Origin of the sequence: Pseudophaeobacter sp. 1A16562, assembly GCF_041008785.1 — a bacterium.
Classification (GTDB): domain Bacteria; phylum Pseudomonadota; class Alphaproteobacteria; order Rhodobacterales; family Rhodobacteraceae; genus Phycobacter; species Phycobacter gallaeciensis_A.
The window spans coordinates 253,074-269,742 of sequence record NZ_JAXGFT010000004.1 but is presented as its reverse complement, the minus strand read 5'-3'; the positions used below and the strand labels follow the sequence as shown (position 1 = coordinate 269,742).

At 61.4% G+C, this 16,669-nt stretch carries 15 protein-coding genes; 6 read left to right on the top strand and 9 right to left on the bottom strand.

The genetic code is table 11. The annotated features are described in order from the left end of the window. Positions 1–56 precede the first annotated feature (56 nt). Positions 57–1,088, top strand: a complete 1,032-nt coding sequence (locus SM764_RS07720; protein ID WP_065270770.1) for a DUF1036 domain-containing protein — start codon at positions 57–59, stop codon at positions 1,086–1,088. 85 nt (positions 1,089–1,173) lie between these two features. Here SM764_RS07720 and SM764_RS07715 read toward each other — a convergent pair whose 3' ends face one another. After that, a complete protein-coding gene (locus tag SM764_RS07715; protein WP_065270771.1) occupies positions 1,174–1,914 on the bottom strand; it encodes a YebC/PmpR family DNA-binding transcriptional regulator in 741 nt (246 codons plus the stop codon). 250 nt (positions 1,915–2,164) lie between these two features. On the opposite strand from SM764_RS07715, the gene SM764_RS07710 reads away from it, so the two are divergent. Then, a complete protein-coding gene (locus tag SM764_RS07710) occupies positions 2,165–3,940 on the top strand; it encodes an SLC13 family permease (RefSeq protein WP_369001449.1) in 1,776 nt (591 codons plus the stop codon). Between the two features lie 7 nt (positions 3,941–3,947). On the opposite strand, the gene SM764_RS07705 is transcribed toward SM764_RS07710, so the two are convergent. From SM764_RS07705 to mgtE, 4 genes are all read right to left on the bottom strand, one after another. Further along, positions 3,948–5,726: an SLC13 family permease gene (locus SM764_RS07705; RefSeq protein WP_347509905.1), complete on the bottom strand. Its 1,779-nt coding sequence runs from the start codon at positions 5,724–5,726 to the stop codon at positions 3,948–3,950. 179 nt (positions 5,727–5,905) lie between these two features. Further along, positions 5,906–6,721, bottom strand: coding sequence for a TIGR00282 family metallophosphoesterase (locus SM764_RS07700; RefSeq protein ID WP_369001448.1), 816 nt, complete (start codon positions 6,719–6,721; stop codon positions 5,906–5,908). Between the two features lie 106 nt (positions 6,722–6,827). Beyond that, entirely contained in the window at positions 6,828–7,391 is a 564-nt protein-coding gene (locus SM764_RS07695; protein ID WP_369001447.1) for a 5-formyltetrahydrofolate cyclo-ligase, read from the bottom strand. A 28-nt stretch (positions 7,392–7,419) separates the two neighbouring features. Then, positions 7,420–8,808, bottom strand: a complete 1,389-nt coding sequence (gene mgtE, locus SM764_RS07690) for a magnesium transporter (protein WP_065270774.1) — start codon at positions 8,806–8,808, stop codon at positions 7,420–7,422. Between the two features lie 135 nt (positions 8,809–8,943). Between mgtE and guaD the strand changes: the two genes are divergently transcribed. After that, the gene (guaD, locus tag SM764_RS07685; RefSeq protein ID WP_369001446.1) at positions 8,944–10,230 is read left to right on the top strand and encodes a guanine deaminase; all 1,287 of its coding nucleotides are present in this window, start codon (positions 8,944–8,946) and stop codon (positions 10,228–10,230) included. A 26-nt stretch (positions 10,231–10,256) separates the two neighbouring features. Here the strand turns inward: guaD and SM764_RS07680 are convergent, their stop codons facing one another. From SM764_RS07680 to SM764_RS07670, 3 genes are all read right to left on the bottom strand, one after another. Then, positions 10,257–11,597, bottom strand: a complete 1,341-nt coding sequence (locus SM764_RS07680) for an 8-oxoguanine deaminase (protein ID WP_369001445.1) — start codon at positions 11,595–11,597, stop codon at positions 10,257–10,259. Between the two features lie 136 nt (positions 11,598–11,733). Beyond that, on the bottom strand, positions 11,734–12,525 hold the full coding sequence (gene hisN, locus SM764_RS07675; RefSeq protein ID WP_369001444.1) for a histidinol-phosphatase: 792 nt from the start codon (positions 12,523–12,525) through the stop codon (positions 11,734–11,736). 65 nt (positions 12,526–12,590) lie between these two features. Next, the gene (locus SM764_RS07670) at positions 12,591–12,971 is read right to left on the bottom strand and encodes a helix-turn-helix domain-containing protein (protein WP_065270778.1); all 381 of its coding nucleotides are present in this window, start codon (positions 12,969–12,971) and stop codon (positions 12,591–12,593) included. Between the two features lie 351 nt (positions 12,972–13,322). On the opposite strand from SM764_RS07670, the gene SM764_RS07665 reads away from it, so the two are divergent. Next, complete coding sequence (locus tag SM764_RS07665) at positions 13,323–14,279, top strand: NADPH:quinone oxidoreductase family protein (protein WP_369001443.1); 957 nt, start codon at positions 13,323–13,325, stop codon at positions 14,277–14,279. A gap of 96 nt (positions 14,280–14,375) precedes the next feature. On the opposite strand, the gene SM764_RS07660 is transcribed toward SM764_RS07665, so the two are convergent. Beyond that, positions 14,376–15,257 (bottom strand): LysR family transcriptional regulator, encoded by an 882-nt coding sequence (locus tag SM764_RS07660; RefSeq protein WP_065270780.1) that lies wholly within the window; start codon positions 15,255–15,257, stop codon positions 14,376–14,378. Positions 15,258–15,381: 124 nt separating this feature from the next. Between SM764_RS07660 and SM764_RS07655 the strand changes: the two genes are divergently transcribed. Further along, positions 15,382–15,591 carry a DUF1127 domain-containing protein gene (locus tag SM764_RS07655; protein ID WP_274835740.1) on the top strand — a complete coding sequence of 70 codons (210 nt, stop codon included), beginning with the start codon at positions 15,382–15,384 and terminating at the stop codon, positions 15,589–15,591. A 205-nt stretch (positions 15,592–15,796) separates the two neighbouring features. Continuing rightward, positions 15,797–16,573 (top strand): Bax inhibitor-1/YccA family protein, encoded by a 777-nt coding sequence (locus tag SM764_RS07650; protein WP_065270782.1) that lies wholly within the window; start codon positions 15,797–15,799, stop codon positions 16,571–16,573. Positions 16,574–16,669 lie beyond the last annotated feature (96 nt).

Below are 16,669 nucleotides of genomic sequence, written 5' to 3'. Positions count from 1 at the left end.
CTTGCGCGACGCATTCCCCGTGCCTAGCCTGAAATCGTTCAAATTCAGGATATGTTATGCGCTTTGTCACTGCCGGTTTATGCCTCGCCTTCTCTGCCGCTCCTGCCTTTGCAGGCCTTGAAATCTGCAACGATGCCGGGCGCAGCCTCAGCGTGGCGATCGGATACGCCGATGGCGACACCTGGGTATCCAAGGGATGGTGGAACATCGATGCGGGCGATTGCAAGACGCCGCTCGGCGGGGATCTGAAGAATCGCTACTATTACTACCGTGCCAATTCTTCGGGTTCGGCCTTTGCCAGCGGTGATTTCACCTTCTGCACCACCTCACAGGCCTTCACAATATCGGGAGATTCCGAGTGTGCCGCACGGGGATATGAGAGCACCGGCTTCCGCAAACTGGACACCGGCAAGACCGCGAAACAGTTCACCCTGACGCTGGTGGACAATTCCACCAGCAAGAGCGAAACCACACCGAAGCCCGCCCCTCCGCCACCGGCACCTGCTCCAGCCACAGGCCCCGCCCCGGCGGGCACCTATGGCGAGCCCTATTCCAACATGGCCAACCTGCAGGACTGCACCTATGAGGGCGCCCGCACCTGCAGCTTTCACGCCGACGGCACCAAGTTCTACGTCTCCGATGACGGGCGCACGCCGCAGTTCGTCTTTGCCATCATGGAGAAACTGGACCCCGGCACGCCCATCGAGGTTCAGGGCGATCTGGAAGCCATTTACGACCGCAGCGCGGATGTTGTGCTGCGCGATATCACCATTCGTCCCTGGACCAACGCGGATTCGATCCTGAACCGGATGCAAGGCAGTTGGTACTCGGTCGATGATCCCAATTCCCAGTTCAACATTCTGGGGTCTGAGCGCGACAACACATATGACGGTGCCATCACCGGACGCGACTATATTTCCGTGTCAGACTGGTGTGACAGTTTTCAGGGCGCAGGCCCTTACCTTTATGCGCGCGAGGAAGAGACCGGCGAGAGCTACTGCTATGCCATCGACAGCATGTCCGATTTCGAAATGACCCTGATGTATCTGCCCGGCGGTAATTTCCTCAGCTACCGCAAGCTGGACTGACCTTTCGGCACCCGGGAGCCCAAACGCAAAAGGCCCGCCAGATTGGCGGGCCTTTGTCTTGTACTACGAAGGTAATATAGCCGCGTTACAGCTGCGCCATGACCTCGTCCGAGGCTTCGAAGTTGGTGGTGACGCGCTGCACATCGTCGTCATCTTCAAGCGCATCGACCAGCTTCATCAGCTTCTGCATGCCTTCCAGGTCCAGCTCTGTGGTGGTGGTCGGCTTCCAGATCAGCTTGGTCGATTCAGACTCGCCCAGCTCCGCTTCGAGCGCGTTGGAGACATCGTTGAGATCGGTGTCGGCGCAGTAGATGATATGACCATCTTCCGAGCTTTCGACATCCTCGGCGCCCGCTTCGATGGCGGCCATCATCACGGTGTCCGCATCGCCAACCGAAGCCGGATAGGTCACCTCACCCTTGCGGTCGAACATGAAGCCGACCGAGCCGGTCTCGCCAAGGTTGCCGCCGTTCTTGGTAAAGGTCGAGCGCACCGTCGAAGCGGTCCGGTTCTTGTTGTCGGTCATCGCCTCGACGATCACCGCAACGCCGTTCGGCCCGTAGCCTTCATAGCGGATCTCGTCATAGTTTTCCGCATCGCCGCCGATCGCCTTTTTGATCGCGCGTTCGATCACGTCCTTGGGGACCGATTGGCTCTTGGCCTCTTTCACCGCAAGACGCAGGCGCGGGTTCTTTTCAGGATCCGGGTCGCCCATCTTCGCGGCCACGGTGATTTCCTTGGCCAGTTTGGAAAAAAGCTTTGAACGCGCGGCGTCCTGACGACCCTTGCGGTGCTGAATATTCGCCCATTTTGAGTGGCCTGCCATGCGCCAGCCTCCATTTCTACCGATTGATCTTGTCGGGGCGTTTGATACAGCCCTGCATCGCGGGCCGCAAGAGATTGGTGCCAAAGCCACCTCAGCAGCACGCCTCAAAGCTTGAGGCACACAAATCCGTCCGGCTTTCAGGCCAGTACTGGCATCGGCTGCGGCTTTGCGCGACACTGCCCCCATTACCGGAATGACCGTCCCGGCGTTTGCAGGGCTTCATCCCGGGTTCAACCAGGGACAGGCAGCAATGACATTCGACCAGGGCATTCTTTTCATCATCTTCGCAGCGGTCTTCGGGATGCTGCTCTGGGGGCGCTACCGCTATGATTTGGTGGCCTTTTCGGCGCTGATGGTGGCTGTGGTGATCGGCGTTGTCCCGGCCAAGGATGCCTTTGCCGGTTTCGGCCATCCCGCCACATTGGTGGTGGCGCTTGTGCTGATCGTTTCGGCCGGGCTGGTGCGGTCCGGTGCCGTCTTCCTGATCACCCGCACGCTGGTCGACAGCAGTCGCACTCTGGGTCTGCATATCAGCCTGATGGGCGGCATCGGCGCGGTTCTGTCAGCCTTCATGAACAATGTCGCGGCCCTCGCCCTGCTGATGCCGGTGGATATCCAGACCGCGCGCAAGGCGGGCCGCGCCCCGGGGTTGAGCCTGATGCCGCTGAGTTTTGCGACAATCCTTGGCGGCATGGTCACGCTGATCGGCACCCCGCCCAACATCATTATCGCCTCGATCCGCCATGAAGCCCTTGGCGAACCCTTCCAGATGTTCGACTTCGCCCCGGTCGGCCTCGTTGCCTCGGTTGCCGGTCTCGCGTTTGTGGCTCTGATTGGCTGGCGTCTGATCCCGCAGCGCAAGAACGCCGCCGGCGCCTCTGAGGCGCAAATCGCCGATTACATCGCCGAATTGACAGTGCCCGAAGAGTCCCCCCTGATCGACAAACGCCTGGGAGAGCTGGACAGCGAGGCGGAAAAGGCGGACGTGGCGATTCTGGGTCTGATCCGGGACGGCAAACGGCTTTATGGTCGTGCCGCCGCATACAGCCTGCGGGCCGCCGACACGCTGGTGATCGAAGCCACGCCCGAGGCGCTGGACGAATTCCGCACAGCGCTGTCGCTCGATTTTGCCGATGCCGCGCGGCAGGAAAAACTGACCGCCGCAGGCGAAGGGCTGGAACTGGTCGAGGTGGTGGTGCCGGAAACCGCGCGCGTCAACGGGCGCAGCGCCCAGGCCGTCGGCCTTGCCTGGCGCCAAAGCACGGTTCTGCTGGGTATTTCCCGGCAAGGGCGGCGTCTGACCAGCCATATCCGCCAGACCACCATCGAGCCGGGCGATATCCTGTTGCTGCTCTGCCCGCGCGACCGCAGCGCCGATGTGACCGAATGGCTTGGCTGCCTGCCACTGGCCCAACGGGGCCTATCCGTCACCGCCAATGATAAAACATGGATGGCCATCGGCCTGTTTGCTGCAGCTGTAGCGGCGGCCTCGGTGGGCCTTGTCTACCTGCCAGTGGCACTGGGGTTGGTGGCAATTGCCTATGTGCTGACAAAGATCCTGCCGGTGGCGGAAATCTATGATCACGTCGAATGGCCTGTGGTCGTTCTTCTGGGTTCGATGATCCCACTCGGCGCCGCACTTGACAGTTCCGGCGGTACCCAACTGATCGCCAACGGCCTGATCGGCCTGACCGAAGGCCTGCCTGCCTGGGCGATCCTGACCGTACTGATGGTGGTCACAATGACACTGTCAGATGTGCTGAACAACACGGCCACGGCCATTGTTGCGGCCCCGGTGGGTATCCAGATGGCAACGGCGCTGAATGTCTCCCCAGACCCGTTCCTGATGGCGGTCGCCGTGGCGGCCTCTGCGGCGTTTCTGACTCCCATCGGCCACAAGAACAACACGCTGGTGCTGGGTCCCGGTGGCTATCAGTTCGGCGATTACTGGCGCATGGGACTGCCGCTGGAAATCCTGGTGATCGCGGTTTCGATCCCGGCCATCCTGTTCTTCTGGCCGATGTAATCGCGCCTCAAAGAGGCCAGAAAAGCGGGATAAGGGCCGAGGCCAGCAGGCCGATGCTGAGGTTCAGCGGAATGCCCACGCGCAGGAAATCAGTGAACTTGTAGCCACCCGGACCATAGACCAGCATATTGGTCTGATAGCCGATGGGCGTCGCAAAGGATGCCGAGGCTGCCACCATCACCGCAACAACCAGCGGACGCGGATCCAGCCCCATCGCCTGGGCAAGCCCGATGGCGATGGGGGTCACCACCACCGCCACCGCATTGTTCGACACCAGCTCGGTCAGCACCGACGTCAGCAGATAGACCGCCCAGACCAGCAGGAAGGGCGGCAGGCCGGACAGGCCCGGTGCGATGGCATTGACGATCAGCGCAACCGCGCCCGAGCTTTCCAGCGCAGCGCCAATCGCCAGCATCGAGAAAATCAGCGCCAATAGCCGCCCGTCGACAAAGGAAAACGCCTCATCCGCGTCGATGCAGCGGCTGACCAGCACCAGCGCCACCGCGACAACCGACAGCAGCAGGATCGGTGCAACACCCAGCGCGGCCAACAGCACGATCCCGAGGAGCGCAGCAATCGCAAGGGGTGCGTGGCTGCGGCGATAGGCCCGCTGCGTCGGCTGAGAGACATCGGCCATATCCGTATCTGCCGCAAGACGCTGAATATCCGCTGGGGCGCCTTCCAGCAGCAGGGTATCGCCGACCCGCACCACCAAATCGTCGAGCTGCACACCGATGTTCTGATTGCGCCGGTGCACCGCCAGCACATAGACACCATAGCGGCGACGCAGGCGCATGGCACCCAGCGAGCGCCCGACCAGACGGCAACCGGGGGTGATCAGAACCTCGACAGTCTTGGTCTCCACCGCCGACACCTGATCGACGCGCTTCAATTCCTTGTTGCTTTGCAGGCTCAGAAGCTCGGTCATCTGTGTGCGCAGCACCACCCGGTCCCCGACCTGCAGCTCGACGCCTTTGAGGTTTCGGCGCAGCGAAACATCGCCGCGGATGACGTCAATCAGGCGCACGCCGGGACGTTTGAACAGCTGAACGCCGGAAACCTCACGGCCGATCAGGTTGCTTTCGGGGGGAATAACCGCCTCGGTGAAGAATTTCATCTTTGACCGATCACTCAGCAGGTTGGCCAGATTGTCCCGGTCCGGCAGCAGCCGCGGCGCGATGAAGCGCAGGTAGACCATGCCCCAGATCACAAGAATGACCCCTAGCGGCGTGACTTCGAAAATGCTGAAAGCCGCCAAACCCTGTGCCCGGGCCACACCATCCACCAAGAGGTTGGTCGAGGTGCCGATCAGCGTCAGCGTGCCACCCAGGATCGCCGCATAGCTGAGCGGGATCAGCATCTTGGAGGCCGAGACATCCAGCGTGCGGGAGATCTGGATGAACACCGGGATCATCACAACCACCACCGGCGTATTAGAGACGATGGCAGAGGCGCCCACGACGAAGGCCATCAACATGGCAACGGCCAGCTTGGGGCTGACCTCGGCCTGTTTGCGGGCAATCGCGGTAAAGGCATCCAGCGCCCCGGTGCGCACCAAGGCTCCCATGATGATGAACATCGCCGCAATCGTCCACGGCGCCGGGTTGGAAAGCACCGGCAGCGCCGCATCATAAGGCAGAACGCCGGTGATCAGCATCAGAGACACCCCAGCGAGGGCCACCACCTCGGTCGGGTAGGTTTCCTTCAGAAAGGCCAGAAACATCAGTGCGACGATCAGAAGGGTGATCAGGGCGCTGCCGTTCTGAGCGACTTGAAAGACATGCATGTGCGGCAAATATCCCACCTGGTTTGCGATGCTGCGGTCCCGCCCATTATGCCAGACCGGCACAGAGTGTCCCCGATCCTAAATTGCGGAGCAAGCACTTCTGCACCCCGGCCACAAGCATTTGGCATCTCACGATGATTTCAATGCACATTTGGTGGCCGGAGCGGGAGGTTAGTGGATCAGACCGGCGCCGCGCCTTGCAGCAGACCACCGTCCCGGACCATGTGGATTTCCTTGGCCGCGCCGGTGCGGTCGTCTGTTACGACAAAGACACCCGACAGGGTCGCCTCCCCTTCCGCCGGGGTGAAGCGGCTTTTGGGCATGCCAGTCAGGAACCGGCGCATCGGTTCGGCCTTGTCCATGCCGATGACGGAATTGTAGTCGCCGCACATACCCGCGTCGGTCAGATAACCGGTGCCTTCGGACAGGAGTTGCGCATCAGCGGTGGGGACATGAGTGTGGGTGCCGACCACCAGCGAGGCCCGGCCATTGCAGAAATGCCCCATCGCCATCTTTTCCGAGGTCGCCTCGCAATGCATGTCGACGATCACCGCCTGCGCCAGCCCGCCGCGCGGGTGCGCCTTCAGCACGCCTTCGACAGCGCCAAAGGGATCGTCATAGGCCCGTTTCATGAACACCTGACCCAGCGCCTGCGTTACCAGCACCTTGCGCCCGCCGGGCGCGTCGAACAGGCGGTGCCCCCGCCCCGGTGCGCCTTTTGCAAAATTCAGTGGCCGGATGATACGCGGTTCCTTTTCGATGAACTGCATCATGTCCTTTTGATCAAAGGCATGATCGCCAAGGGTCAGACAATCAGCTCCGGCATCAAGCAGAAGCTTGGCGTGATCGCCGCTGAGCCCCATGCCATTCGACGCGTTCTCGCCGTTGACCACAACAAAATCCAGCCGCCACTCCTTGCGCAGTCGCGGCAGGTTTTCGGTGATGGCACGGCGCCCCGCGCGGCCCATCACATCGCCTAGAAACAGAATTCTCATGGCTCAGTCCTAGGCGGCGCTGCGACGGGGAACAAGCCCCCGCTGCGCCCTATGTGGCGTTTTTCGCCTCAAATCCCGCGAGCCATATGCGACCTAAGCCCCTTCCCTATCGGGAAAACTGGAGGATACGGCTTTCGGTCACGATCATGTCAAGCGGCTGATCGGTCGGCTCCAGCGGCAGATCAGCCGCCTCCTGCGCATCAAAGGCAAAGCCGATGGCCAGCGTTGCTCGCTTGCTGCGCAAGAGCTCCAGCGTGCGGTCATAAAAGCCGCCACCATAGCCAAGCCGCCCGCCGGACAGATCAAAGGCCACCAGCGGCACAATCAGGATCTCGGGTTCAAAGAAGTCATCCACCGCAGGCACCATCGCCCCGAACGGTCCCTCGCGCAGCGGCGCATCGGGCTGCCAGCGGCTGAACCGCAAGGGCAGACCTGCACCTTCGATCACCGGTACGCCGACGACTCCATGGGCTGCGGCTTCGGCCATGGCAGGCAGCGGATCAATCTCGGTTCGGATCGGCATGTATCCGGACAGTGGAACACCGCGATACCCGGCCAGCACCTCGGACAGATGCCCGGCGGCACCGGGTTTTCCCATGTCGAAGGCCTCCTTGCGCCGGGCAAAGGCCGCCTTGCGCGCTTGTGCCTTGATCGCTGCCAGATCCGCCATTGCTCCCTCCTTTGCCGGGATTGAATGCCTAGAGAAGAACCAGCCCAGCCAGACCGAGGAAGGCAAAGAACCCAACGATATCGGTCACCGTCGTCACAAAAGCCCCCGAGGCAAGTGCCGGGTCCACATTCATTTTTTCCAGCATAACCGGCACCACGGTCCCGGCGAGGCCTGCCACGACCAGATTGATGACCATCGCGACGCCAATCACCGCGCCAAGCTGCGGCGAGCCGAACCACAACAGCCCGACACAGCCCATCACAACGGCAAAGATCAGACCGTTGACCAGCCCCACCAGAACCTCACGCCGGATCACCCGCCAGACGTTTGATCCTGTCAGGTCGCGTGTGGCCAGCGCACGCACCGCCACCGTCAGCGACTGGGTGCCGGCATTGCCGCCCATCGAGGCCACGATGGGCATCAGCACGGCGAGGGCCACGAACCGGGCGATGGTATCTTCGAACATTGAAATCACCATCGACGCCAGCACGGCCGTTACCAGGTTGACCGCCAGCCAGGGGAACCGCCGCTTGGTGGTGTCAATCACCCGGTCCGACAGGCTGCCTTCGCCGACACCGGCCAGGCGAAGGATGTCTTCTTCGTGCTCTTCATCCAGAACCGCCATGGCATCATCGATGGTGATGACACCCACAAGACGCCCCTCGTCATCGACCACCGGGGCCGAAATCAGGTGATACTGGTTAAAAGCATAGGCCACGTCTTCCTCGTCCTGATCGGCGGGAATGACCTGGAAGGTTTCTTCCCTGAGATCGGTAAGCGGTACCTCGCGTCGGGCCGACATGATCCGGCCAAGAGTGACATTGCCCACCGGATGCAGGCGCGGACTGACCATGACCACGTGATAGAACTGCGCTGGAAGGTCCGACCTTTCGCGCATGAAATCAATCGCCTGCCCCACCGTCCAGTGTTCCGGCGCCATCACCACTTCGCGCTGCATCAGGCGGCCGGCGGAGTTTTCCGGGTAGCTCAGCGATTGCTCGATCGCGACCCGGTCGGAATCCTCCAACGCGTCGAGAATGGCTTCCTGCTGCGGCTCTTCAAGGTCCTCCAGCAGGTCGACCACATCGTCGCTGTCCAGATCCCGGACTGCTTCAGCCAAAACCTGCGGGTTGAGGATCGCGATCACTTCCTCGCGGATCGCCTCGTCCAGTTCTGACAGGATTTCGCCGTCGAATTCGCGGTCATAAAGCCGGATCAGCCGGGCCCGGTCATAGGCGTTCACCTGCTCCAGAAGGTCGGCGATGTCGGCCGCGTGCAGCGGCTCCATCAGGTTCGCCAGCTCGGCCTTGTCGTTGGTATCCACAGCATAAAGGATCTGCGCCACGCGGCGGCGATCCAACATATAGGCGTCGTCCTGGCCCTTGTCGGTCCCGATGGTCTCGTCGCCTGTGCTCATACGCTGCCCCTTCCGATGCTTGTCCCATGAATAGAAGAAGCTGCTACCGGAAAACAATGACAATGACACAATTTACCGCCGCGCGCGCCGCGCGTATCCTGCATGCGGTGAATTCGCACGAAAGGACAGCACATCATGAGCAACGCCCACATCCTGCGGGGACAGGTCCTGTCCTTTCAAGGCTCCCCCTTTGCCACCGAGGCACCGCAGGAAGCGGCAAGGCTGAGCGAGGCAGTGGCAGTGCAGGATGGGAAGATTGCCGCCGTCGGCAGCTTTGACGATCTGCGCCAGAGGTTTCCCGCAGCCGCGTTGCATGATCACGGGGAGAAGCTGATTCTTGCCGGCTTCGTCGATGCGCATGTGCACTATCCACAGACCGCCATTATTGCCAGCTGGGGCAAGCGGCTGATCGACTGGCTGAACAGCTATACCTTCCCCGAGGAGATGCGCTTTGGTGATCGTGCCTATGCCGATGAGATTTCGGCCCGCTATCTGGACCTGACCGCTGCCCATGGCACCACCACGGTCTGCAGCTATTGCACCATCCACCCCGAAAGCGTTGATGCCTTCTTCACGGCGGCGCAGGCGCGCGGGCAACGGGTTGTGGCGGGTAAAACCTGTATGGACCGCAACGCCCCAGAAGGGCTGCAGGATACGGTTCAGTCTGCCTATGACGACAGTGCGGCGCTGATCGCGCGCTGGCACGGGATCGACCGGCTGGACTATGCGATCACGCCGCGGTTCTCCCCCACCTCTACCCCTGAACAACTAGAGGCCATCGGCGCCCTCTGGGCCGCCAACCCCAGCTGCCTGATGCAAACCCATCTGAGTGAACAAACGGATGAGATCGCCTGGGTCAAGGATCTGTTCCCGGATGCCCGCGATTATCTGGACACCTACGAGGCCTTTGGCCTGTTGGGCGCACGTGGCCTTTACGGACATGCCATCCATCTGGAACCGCGCGAACGTGACCGGCTGCGCGAACATGGCGCCGCGCTGGTGCATTGCCCTACCTCGAACACCTTCATCGGGTCCGGGCTGTTCGATATGGCCGGGCTGATGGCCGAAGGGCAGCGGATCGGCCTTGCCACCGACACCGGCGGCGGCTCCAGCTTTTCCATGCTGCGCACGATGGCGTCAGCCTATGAGATCGGCCAGCTGCGCGGCACCCCCCTGCACGCGGCCCAGCTGTTGTGGCTGGCAACGCAAGGCTCGGCCACGGCGCTGCGGCTCGAAGACAAGATTGGCAATGTCGCCCCGGGCATGGAGGCCGATCTTGTGGTGCTCGATCTCGCCTCCACCCCCGCCATCGCCCAGCGCGCCGCCCGCGCCGATGACATCTGGGAGGCCGCCTTTGCCACCATCATGATGGGTGATGACCGGGCTGTGTCCGAAGTCTGGATCGGCGGGCGGCAGGTCTGACGCCCCGCCCCGCCTGCAGCCTTCCGTTACGCCTTCTCGGCCAAGGCGCGGGCCAGCTGCCCATGGCGTTCGATCAGCCGCGGCAGCTCAAGGCTGGTGACCTCGCCTGCCGAGATGATCTGACGCCCTTCCACGAACAGATGCTTGACCTGTGTCGGCCCGGCCAGCAGCAAGGCCGCCGGGTCCCAGCTGCCGCTGGAGGCAACGCCGGTCACATCCCAGACTGCCACGTCGGCGCGTTTGCCGGGGCTGAGCCGACCGCAATCGGGACGACCCAGAATATCAGCGCCGCCACGGGTGGCGATTTCCAGCGCCTCATAGGCGCTCATGGCGTCAGCGCCCTGCGCAACCCGCTGTAGCAGCATGGCCTGCCTCGCCTCGCCGATCAAGTTGGCGATATCGTTGCTGGCCGAGCCATCAACGCCCAGCCCCACCGGCACCCCGGCATCGCGCATCGCCCGTACCGGTGCGATACCGCTGCCAAGGCGGCAATTGGAACAGGGGCAATGCGCCACGCCGGTCCGGGTGCGCGCAAACAGATCGATTTCCTGCGCGTCCAGCTTGACGCAATGCGCATGCCAAACGTCATCGCCGGTCCAGCCCAGTTCCTCGGCATATTGGCCGGGACGGCAGCCGAACTGCGCTTCGGAATAGGCGATATCCTCATCGTTTTCGGCCAGATGGGTATGCAGCATCACGCCCTTGTCACGCGCCAGCAACGCCGCATCCCGCATCAGGTCGCGGCTGACCGAAAACGGCGAACAGGGCGCAAGCCCCACCCGGCACATGGAGCCCTCAGAGGCGTCGTGAAAGCCATCAACCACGCGGATCATATCTTCAAGAATGGACGTCTCTTGCTCGACCAGGCTATCCGGCGGCAATCCCCCGTCGCTTTCCCCGATGCTCATGGCGCCGCGTGTGGGGTGAAACCGCAAACCGACCTCGCGGGCGGCATGGATGGTATCCTCCAGCCGCGCGCCGTTGGGATAGAGGTACAGATGATCAGAGCTGAGCGTACAGCCGGAGAGGGCCAGTTCCACCAGTCCCAGCTGGGCAGAGACGAACATCTCCTCCGGACCAAAGCGCGCCCAGATCGGATAGAGCCGTTGCAACCAGCCAAACAGCAGCGCGTCCTGCGCCCCGGGCACTGCGCGCGTAAGGTTCTGGTAGAGATGGTGGTGCGTATTGACGAGGCCTGGCGTCACCACGCAGCCCCGGCCAGAGAGGATCTGCCCTGTCGTGCGCAGCCCCTGCCCCACCTTGGCAATCTGACCGCCCCGGATCAGAACATCTGCATCGTGCAATACGCGGTCCGCATCATCCATGGTGATGACGGTGGTGGCATTTTGAATCAGGATTTCCTGCATTGGTTCACACTCCTTTATCACCCGTTTCGGTTTTGGAAGTGTGAACTGGCCCGACAGAATACGGGTAAAGGACTCGGGCCGTGGCGGTGCTATACAGCACTGCCATGGCCGCGCTCAAGCCCCGGACGGGACCTGATCAGCTGTTTTTCAATAGGGCCAGCGCCGCTGCGTGCAACTCGGCATTGGCGGCGGCCAGCACCCGACCGCCTTCATGAGCCGGGCCGCCCTCCCAATCAGTAACGACACCGCCTGCAGCCTGGATCACTGCGATCGGAGCTTGCACGTCATAGGCGTTGAGGCCTGCCTCGATAACCAGATCGATCTGCCCCGCCGCCAGCAGTGCATAGGCGTAGCAGTCCATGCCATAGCGCGTCAGCCGGACCTTTCCGGAGACACGTTCGAACCCGGCACGTTCTTCAGGGGTGCCGACTTCGGGGAAGGTGGTGAAAAGGATCGCCTGATCCAGCGCCGTGCCGTTGCGGGTCGCCAGATCGCGTGCGCCCTGTGGCCCGGTCATCTGCGCCAGCCCGGGCGCGCCGATAAAGCGTTCGCCGGTGTAGGGCTGATCGATCACGCCCAGCACGGGGCCGTCTGCCTCGGACATGGCGATCAGCACCCCCCAGGTCGGCGTGCCGCTGATGAAACCGCGGGTGCCATCGATAGGATCCAGAACCCAGGTCCGGCCAGAGCTGCCTTCGACGGGAGCGAATTCCTCGCCCAGGATACCATCATCAGGGCGCAGCTGCGCCAGCACCGCCCGCATCGCCAGCTCGGCCTCGCGATCGGCGACGGTGACCGGATCGAACCCGTCCTCCAGCTTGTTGTCCGCTCCAAGAGTGGCGCTACGGAAATACGGCAGGATCGCTGCGCCGGCCGCATCGGCCATCTTCTGCGCAACGTCCAAATCGGAATCAGGGTTCTGTGTCATGCGATGGCGGTGCCATCTGGCCGCACGCTATTCAAGAAAAAAGACCCCGAAGGGTCTTTTCACTTTCAGGCTGCGTCGCTGAGCACACGGGCCAGCTCGAACAATCGCCTGCGCTGGTTCTCGGGGATCGCGTAATAGGAACGCACCAGATCCAAGGCCTCTTTATCGCCCATCAGATCCTCAGGCACCGACGCCTTGTCTGCCTTGTCGGCAGGGGCCTTATCCTCTTCCTGTAGACCATCAAAGAAGAAACTGACCGGGACGTCCATCGCGTCAGAAATATCCCAAAGGCGGGAGGCGCTGACCCGGTTGGCACCGGTTTCATATTTCTGAATTTGCTGGAACTTGATGCCGACTTTCTCGGCCAGTTGCTGCTGTGTCATACCAATTAGCCAGCGACGGTGACGGATCCGTTTGCCGACATGCACATCTACAGGATGAGCCATGTGCTATCTCCTAGTTATACCAAAGTGGTTCGCGCCCAAGTAGCCGCGATGATTGCTAAATCCGTCAGGATATCAACACTGGCCCGCGTTACCGGACCTTCTAAAACCGCGACAGAGGCTCAACCCCTCAGCTGAGCTTACGACCTCCACGGTTGAATTCAAGTGCGACAAAGGTCAGTCGCGGTTGAAGATATCCAAATACATGATTTCATGCATCATTTTGTCATGCTAATGCGACCAACAACATGTGAAATAATGCCTCCCCATAAATAGCGAGGTGAATTTGCGGCGTCTGTTGTCAAACAGTCACGCAACGAATCACCTTTCGCGCGGCAAAACCAAGAGGACATCATGCAGGCTTATCAGGTCACCGCCTTCGACGCCGCCCCGGAACTGATCGAAATTGCCTGCCCGGCTCCGGCTGCAGGCCAGATCGCTGTCAGGATCGCCGCCTGCGGGCTGAATTTCGCGGATCTTCTGATGCAGAAAGGCACTTATCAGGACACCCCCACCCTGCCCTTCGTACCGGGCTTGGAGGTCTCTGGCACGGTAACCGCGCTGGGAGAAACGGTAACAGAGTTCAAGATCGGTGACCGGGTTGCAGTCTTCTGCGGTCAAGGTGGCTTGGCTGAAGAAGGTGTGTTTGACGCCAGCCGCGCGGTCCGCATTCCGGACAGCATGAGTTTTGAACACGCCGCCGCGCTGCAGATCGCCTATGGCACCAGCCTGGTGGCGCTGGATCACTGCGCCCGGTTGCAACCGGGCGAAACCCTGCTTGTCACCGGCGCCGCCGGAGGCGTTGGGCTGACCGCAGTGGAGATTGGAAAGCTGATGGGCGCCCGCGTTATTGCTCATGCGCGCGGCACCGACAAACTGGAGGTGGCCCGGGCCGCTGGAGCGGATCACTTGATCGACGACAGCGAGGATCTGCGCAGCATCGTAAAGGACCTGGGCGGCGCCGATGTTGTCTATGATGCGGTCGGGGGCCCGGTGTGGAAAGCTGCCTTTAGGGCGACTAACCCCTGCGGGCGACTGCTACCGATCGGGTTTGCCAGCGGCGAAGTGCCCCAGATCCCGGCCAATCATCTTCTGGTCAAGAACCTGACCGTGATCGGCTTTTATATCGGCGGCTACATGAAAGCCCGGCCAGAGGTCATTCAGCAGGCCTTTGCAACTCTGTTCGACTGGCACGCAGCCGGTCGGATCAAACCTCATATCAGCCACGTCCTGCCACTGTCGCAGGTCGCGGAAGGAATGGAGCTGCTGCGCAGCCGGGCCTCGACCGGGAAGGTCGTTATTACCCCGTGAAAGGTAAATAGAACCGGGAAATCGCCATCGCTCGGTTATAGGGCCATGGCGATCACATCCCTTTTCGAGAGCCTTTTACTCCCTCAGCCCCTTTGATCAGCCCGCTGCGCGCAACTGCGCCGGACGCAGCGCAGCAAATCCCTGCCGAATGATATTGGCAAGATCGCCAACATACTCGGCCCGCACCCGATCCGCGCCATAGAGGTTGATCTGCTGCACCGGCAAGGCAGGCAGCACGCCGCCGTGTTCGATAACCTCCTGATGGGCCGGTTGGGTACCTTCCAGCAGAACGCCAATGGCAAGGTCAGCACTCACCGTGGCCTCAACCGTGCGGTCGGATTCGCTGTCCACCGCCATATCCCACTCGATCCCAACCTCATCCAGTGCTGCGGTTGCAGAGGCCCGGAAAATACAGTTGCGGCAAAAGCCAAGACGCAGCGGTTGCTGCCGCCAGGCGGAGCCGTTCACCGCCCCGATCCAGCGCAGCGGCATTTCGTGGATGGGCTCGCCGCCCTCGCCCGCAGTTCCTTCGGTCGTCAGGATCAGGTCATAGGCCCCTTTGGCGAAGCCGGCCTTCAGATCGCGGGTATTCGAGGTCACCAGATTGACGCTGACGCGGGGAAAGCTGGTGTTGAACCGCTGTAGTACGCGCGGGATGACCGGATAGACCACGTCATGCGGCACCCCCAGCACCACCTCACCTTCAAAAGCCTGATCGGTCAGCCGGGTGATCACCTCGTCATTGAGCGCGACCATGCGGCGAGCATAACCGAGCAGCTGTTCCCCCGATGGGGTCAGGGCAATGGAGCGCCCCGACCGGTCCAGCAGTTCAAGCCCCAGCAACTCCTCCAGCCGTTTCAACTGCATCGAAACCGCCGATTGAGTGAGATGCAAAAAACCTGCTGCGCGTGTCACGCCACCGTTGTCTGCCACTGCCACAAATGAGCGCAGCGTCGTCAGATCCAAATTTCTAATCATCACGACCTCTGATGGAAGATATCAAAAACATTCGTTTCCAATATTAATCACACTCCCCCATATACATCAACAGAATTGATAAAGACCCAAGATACCATCACGAACGAAAGAAAGGACAAGAGCCATGACCTATATCTCCACCACCTCGGTCAGCCCGAAACCCCGCCGCGGCCTCGCGGATCGCATCAAAGGCGCATTCGCTCTGACCCGCCAGCGGCGCGCGCTGGCAAAACTGGACGCTGAGGCGCTGGCAGACATCGGCATCAGCCGCGACGCCGCCAAGGAAGAGGCCCGCCGCCCGTTCTGGGACGCACCGGATTCCTGGACGCGCTGACAGAGACCTCACAGATGACAAATGACGACTGAAGGCGCACCCGCTGTAATGGTGCGCCTTTTCATGTTTTTGCGGCAAATCTTTTCATCGCAGACTTGAACCGTATGGGCTTTGACCCGATATTTGACGGGAATGTTGTGCATGGCCGTTGAACTGGCTGTTCCGCGCAACTGGGGAGACTTTTTGAAAACGGAGACCATGATACATGGCACAGTTTGACACCATTCGTTCTACAGCAGGCGCACGCACTGCCGAGATCGATGCGGGCCTACGCGCCCATATGAACAAAGTCTACGGCACCATGTCCGTGGGCACGTTCATCACCTTTCTGGCCGCCTGGGCCATCGCGGGCCTCGCGGTGACAACCGATCCGTCGGCCGCCTCTGCACAGCTGAGCGCCGACAAATACCTGACCAGCCTCGGCTATGCGATCTACGCGTCGCCGCTGAAGTGGGTGATCATGTTCGCGCCGCTCGCGTTCGTGTTCGGCTTTGGCGCCGCCATCAACCGCCTGTCGGCCTCGGCCGCGCAGCTGGTGTTCTACACCTTCGCAGCCGTCATGGGCCTGTCGATCAGCTCGATCTTCCTGGTTTTCACCGGTGAATCGATCGTTCAGGTATTCCTGATCACCGCCATCGCATTCGCGGGCCTTTCCCTGGTGGGTTACACCACCAAGAAAGACCTTTCCGCAATGGGCACCTTCCTGATCATGGGGCTGATCGGCCTGATCGTGGCTTCGGTGGTGAACATCTTCCTGGCGTCCTCCGCCATGGCCTTTGCTATCTCGGTGATCGGCGTTCTGATCTTTGCAGGCCTCACCGCCTATGACACCCAGAACATCAAGAACACCTACCTGCAGATGGCCGAATCCGGCGATCAGGAGTGGCTGGGCAAAGCCGCGATCATGGGCGCCCTCAGCCTGTATCTGGACTTCATCAACCTCTTCATGATGCTGCTTCAGCTGCTTGGGAACCGCGAATAACGCCACCGGCCATACCAAGACTTCAGCAAGGGGCGGATCACAGCGATCCGCCCTTTCTTTATGCCCAGCCGTTTCTTTTTTGGCTGGGCCTTTTGA

What these genes read in the sequence shown, in the direction of transcription:
- SM764_RS07720 (WP_065270770.1), top strand. Translation starts at nt 57, where the DNA reads ATGCGCTTTGTCACTGCCGGTTTATGCCTCGCCTTCTCTGCCGCTCCT.
- SM764_RS07715 (WP_065270771.1), bottom strand. Translation starts at nt 1,914, where the DNA reads ATGGCAGGCCACTCAAAATGGGCGAATATTCAGCACCGCAAGGGTCGT.
- SM764_RS07710 (WP_369001449.1), top strand. Translation starts at nt 2,165, where the DNA reads ATGACATTCGACCAGGGCATTCTTTTCATCATCTTCGCAGCGGTCTTC.
- SM764_RS07705 (WP_347509905.1), bottom strand. Translation starts at nt 5,726, where the DNA reads ATGCATGTCTTTCAAGTCGCTCAGAACGGCAGCGCCCTGATCACCCTT.
- SM764_RS07700 (WP_369001448.1), bottom strand. Translation starts at nt 6,721, where the DNA reads ATGAGAATTCTGTTTCTAGGCGATGTGATGGGCCGCGCGGGGCGCCGT.
- SM764_RS07695 (WP_369001447.1), bottom strand. Translation starts at nt 7,391, where the DNA reads ATGGCGGATCTGGCAGCGATCAAGGCACAAGCGCGCAAGGCGGCCTTT.
- mgtE (WP_065270774.1), bottom strand. Translation starts at nt 8,808, where the DNA reads ATGAGCACAGGCGACGAGACCATCGGGACCGACAAGGGCCAGGACGAC.
- guaD (WP_369001446.1), top strand. Translation starts at nt 8,944, where the DNA reads ATGAGCAACGCCCACATCCTGCGGGGACAGGTCCTGTCCTTTCAAGGC.
- SM764_RS07680 (WP_369001445.1), bottom strand. Translation starts at nt 11,597, where the DNA reads ATGCAGGAAATCCTGATTCAAAATGCCACCACCGTCATCACCATGGAT.
- hisN (WP_369001444.1), bottom strand. Translation starts at nt 12,525, where the DNA reads ATGACACAGAACCCTGATTCCGATTTGGACGTTGCGCAGAAGATGGCC.
- SM764_RS07670 (WP_065270778.1), bottom strand. Translation starts at nt 12,971, where the DNA reads ATGGCTCATCCTGTAGATGTGCATGTCGGCAAACGGATCCGTCACCGT.
- SM764_RS07665 (WP_369001443.1), top strand. Translation starts at nt 13,323, where the DNA reads ATGCAGGCTTATCAGGTCACCGCCTTCGACGCCGCCCCGGAACTGATC.
- SM764_RS07660 (WP_065270780.1), bottom strand. Translation starts at nt 15,257, where the DNA reads ATGATTAGAAATTTGGATCTGACGACGCTGCGCTCATTTGTGGCAGTG.
- SM764_RS07655 (WP_274835740.1), top strand. Translation starts at nt 15,382, where the DNA reads ATGACCTATATCTCCACCACCTCGGTCAGCCCGAAACCCCGCCGCGGC.
- SM764_RS07650 (WP_065270782.1), top strand. Translation starts at nt 15,797, where the DNA reads ATGGCACAGTTTGACACCATTCGTTCTACAGCAGGCGCACGCACTGCC.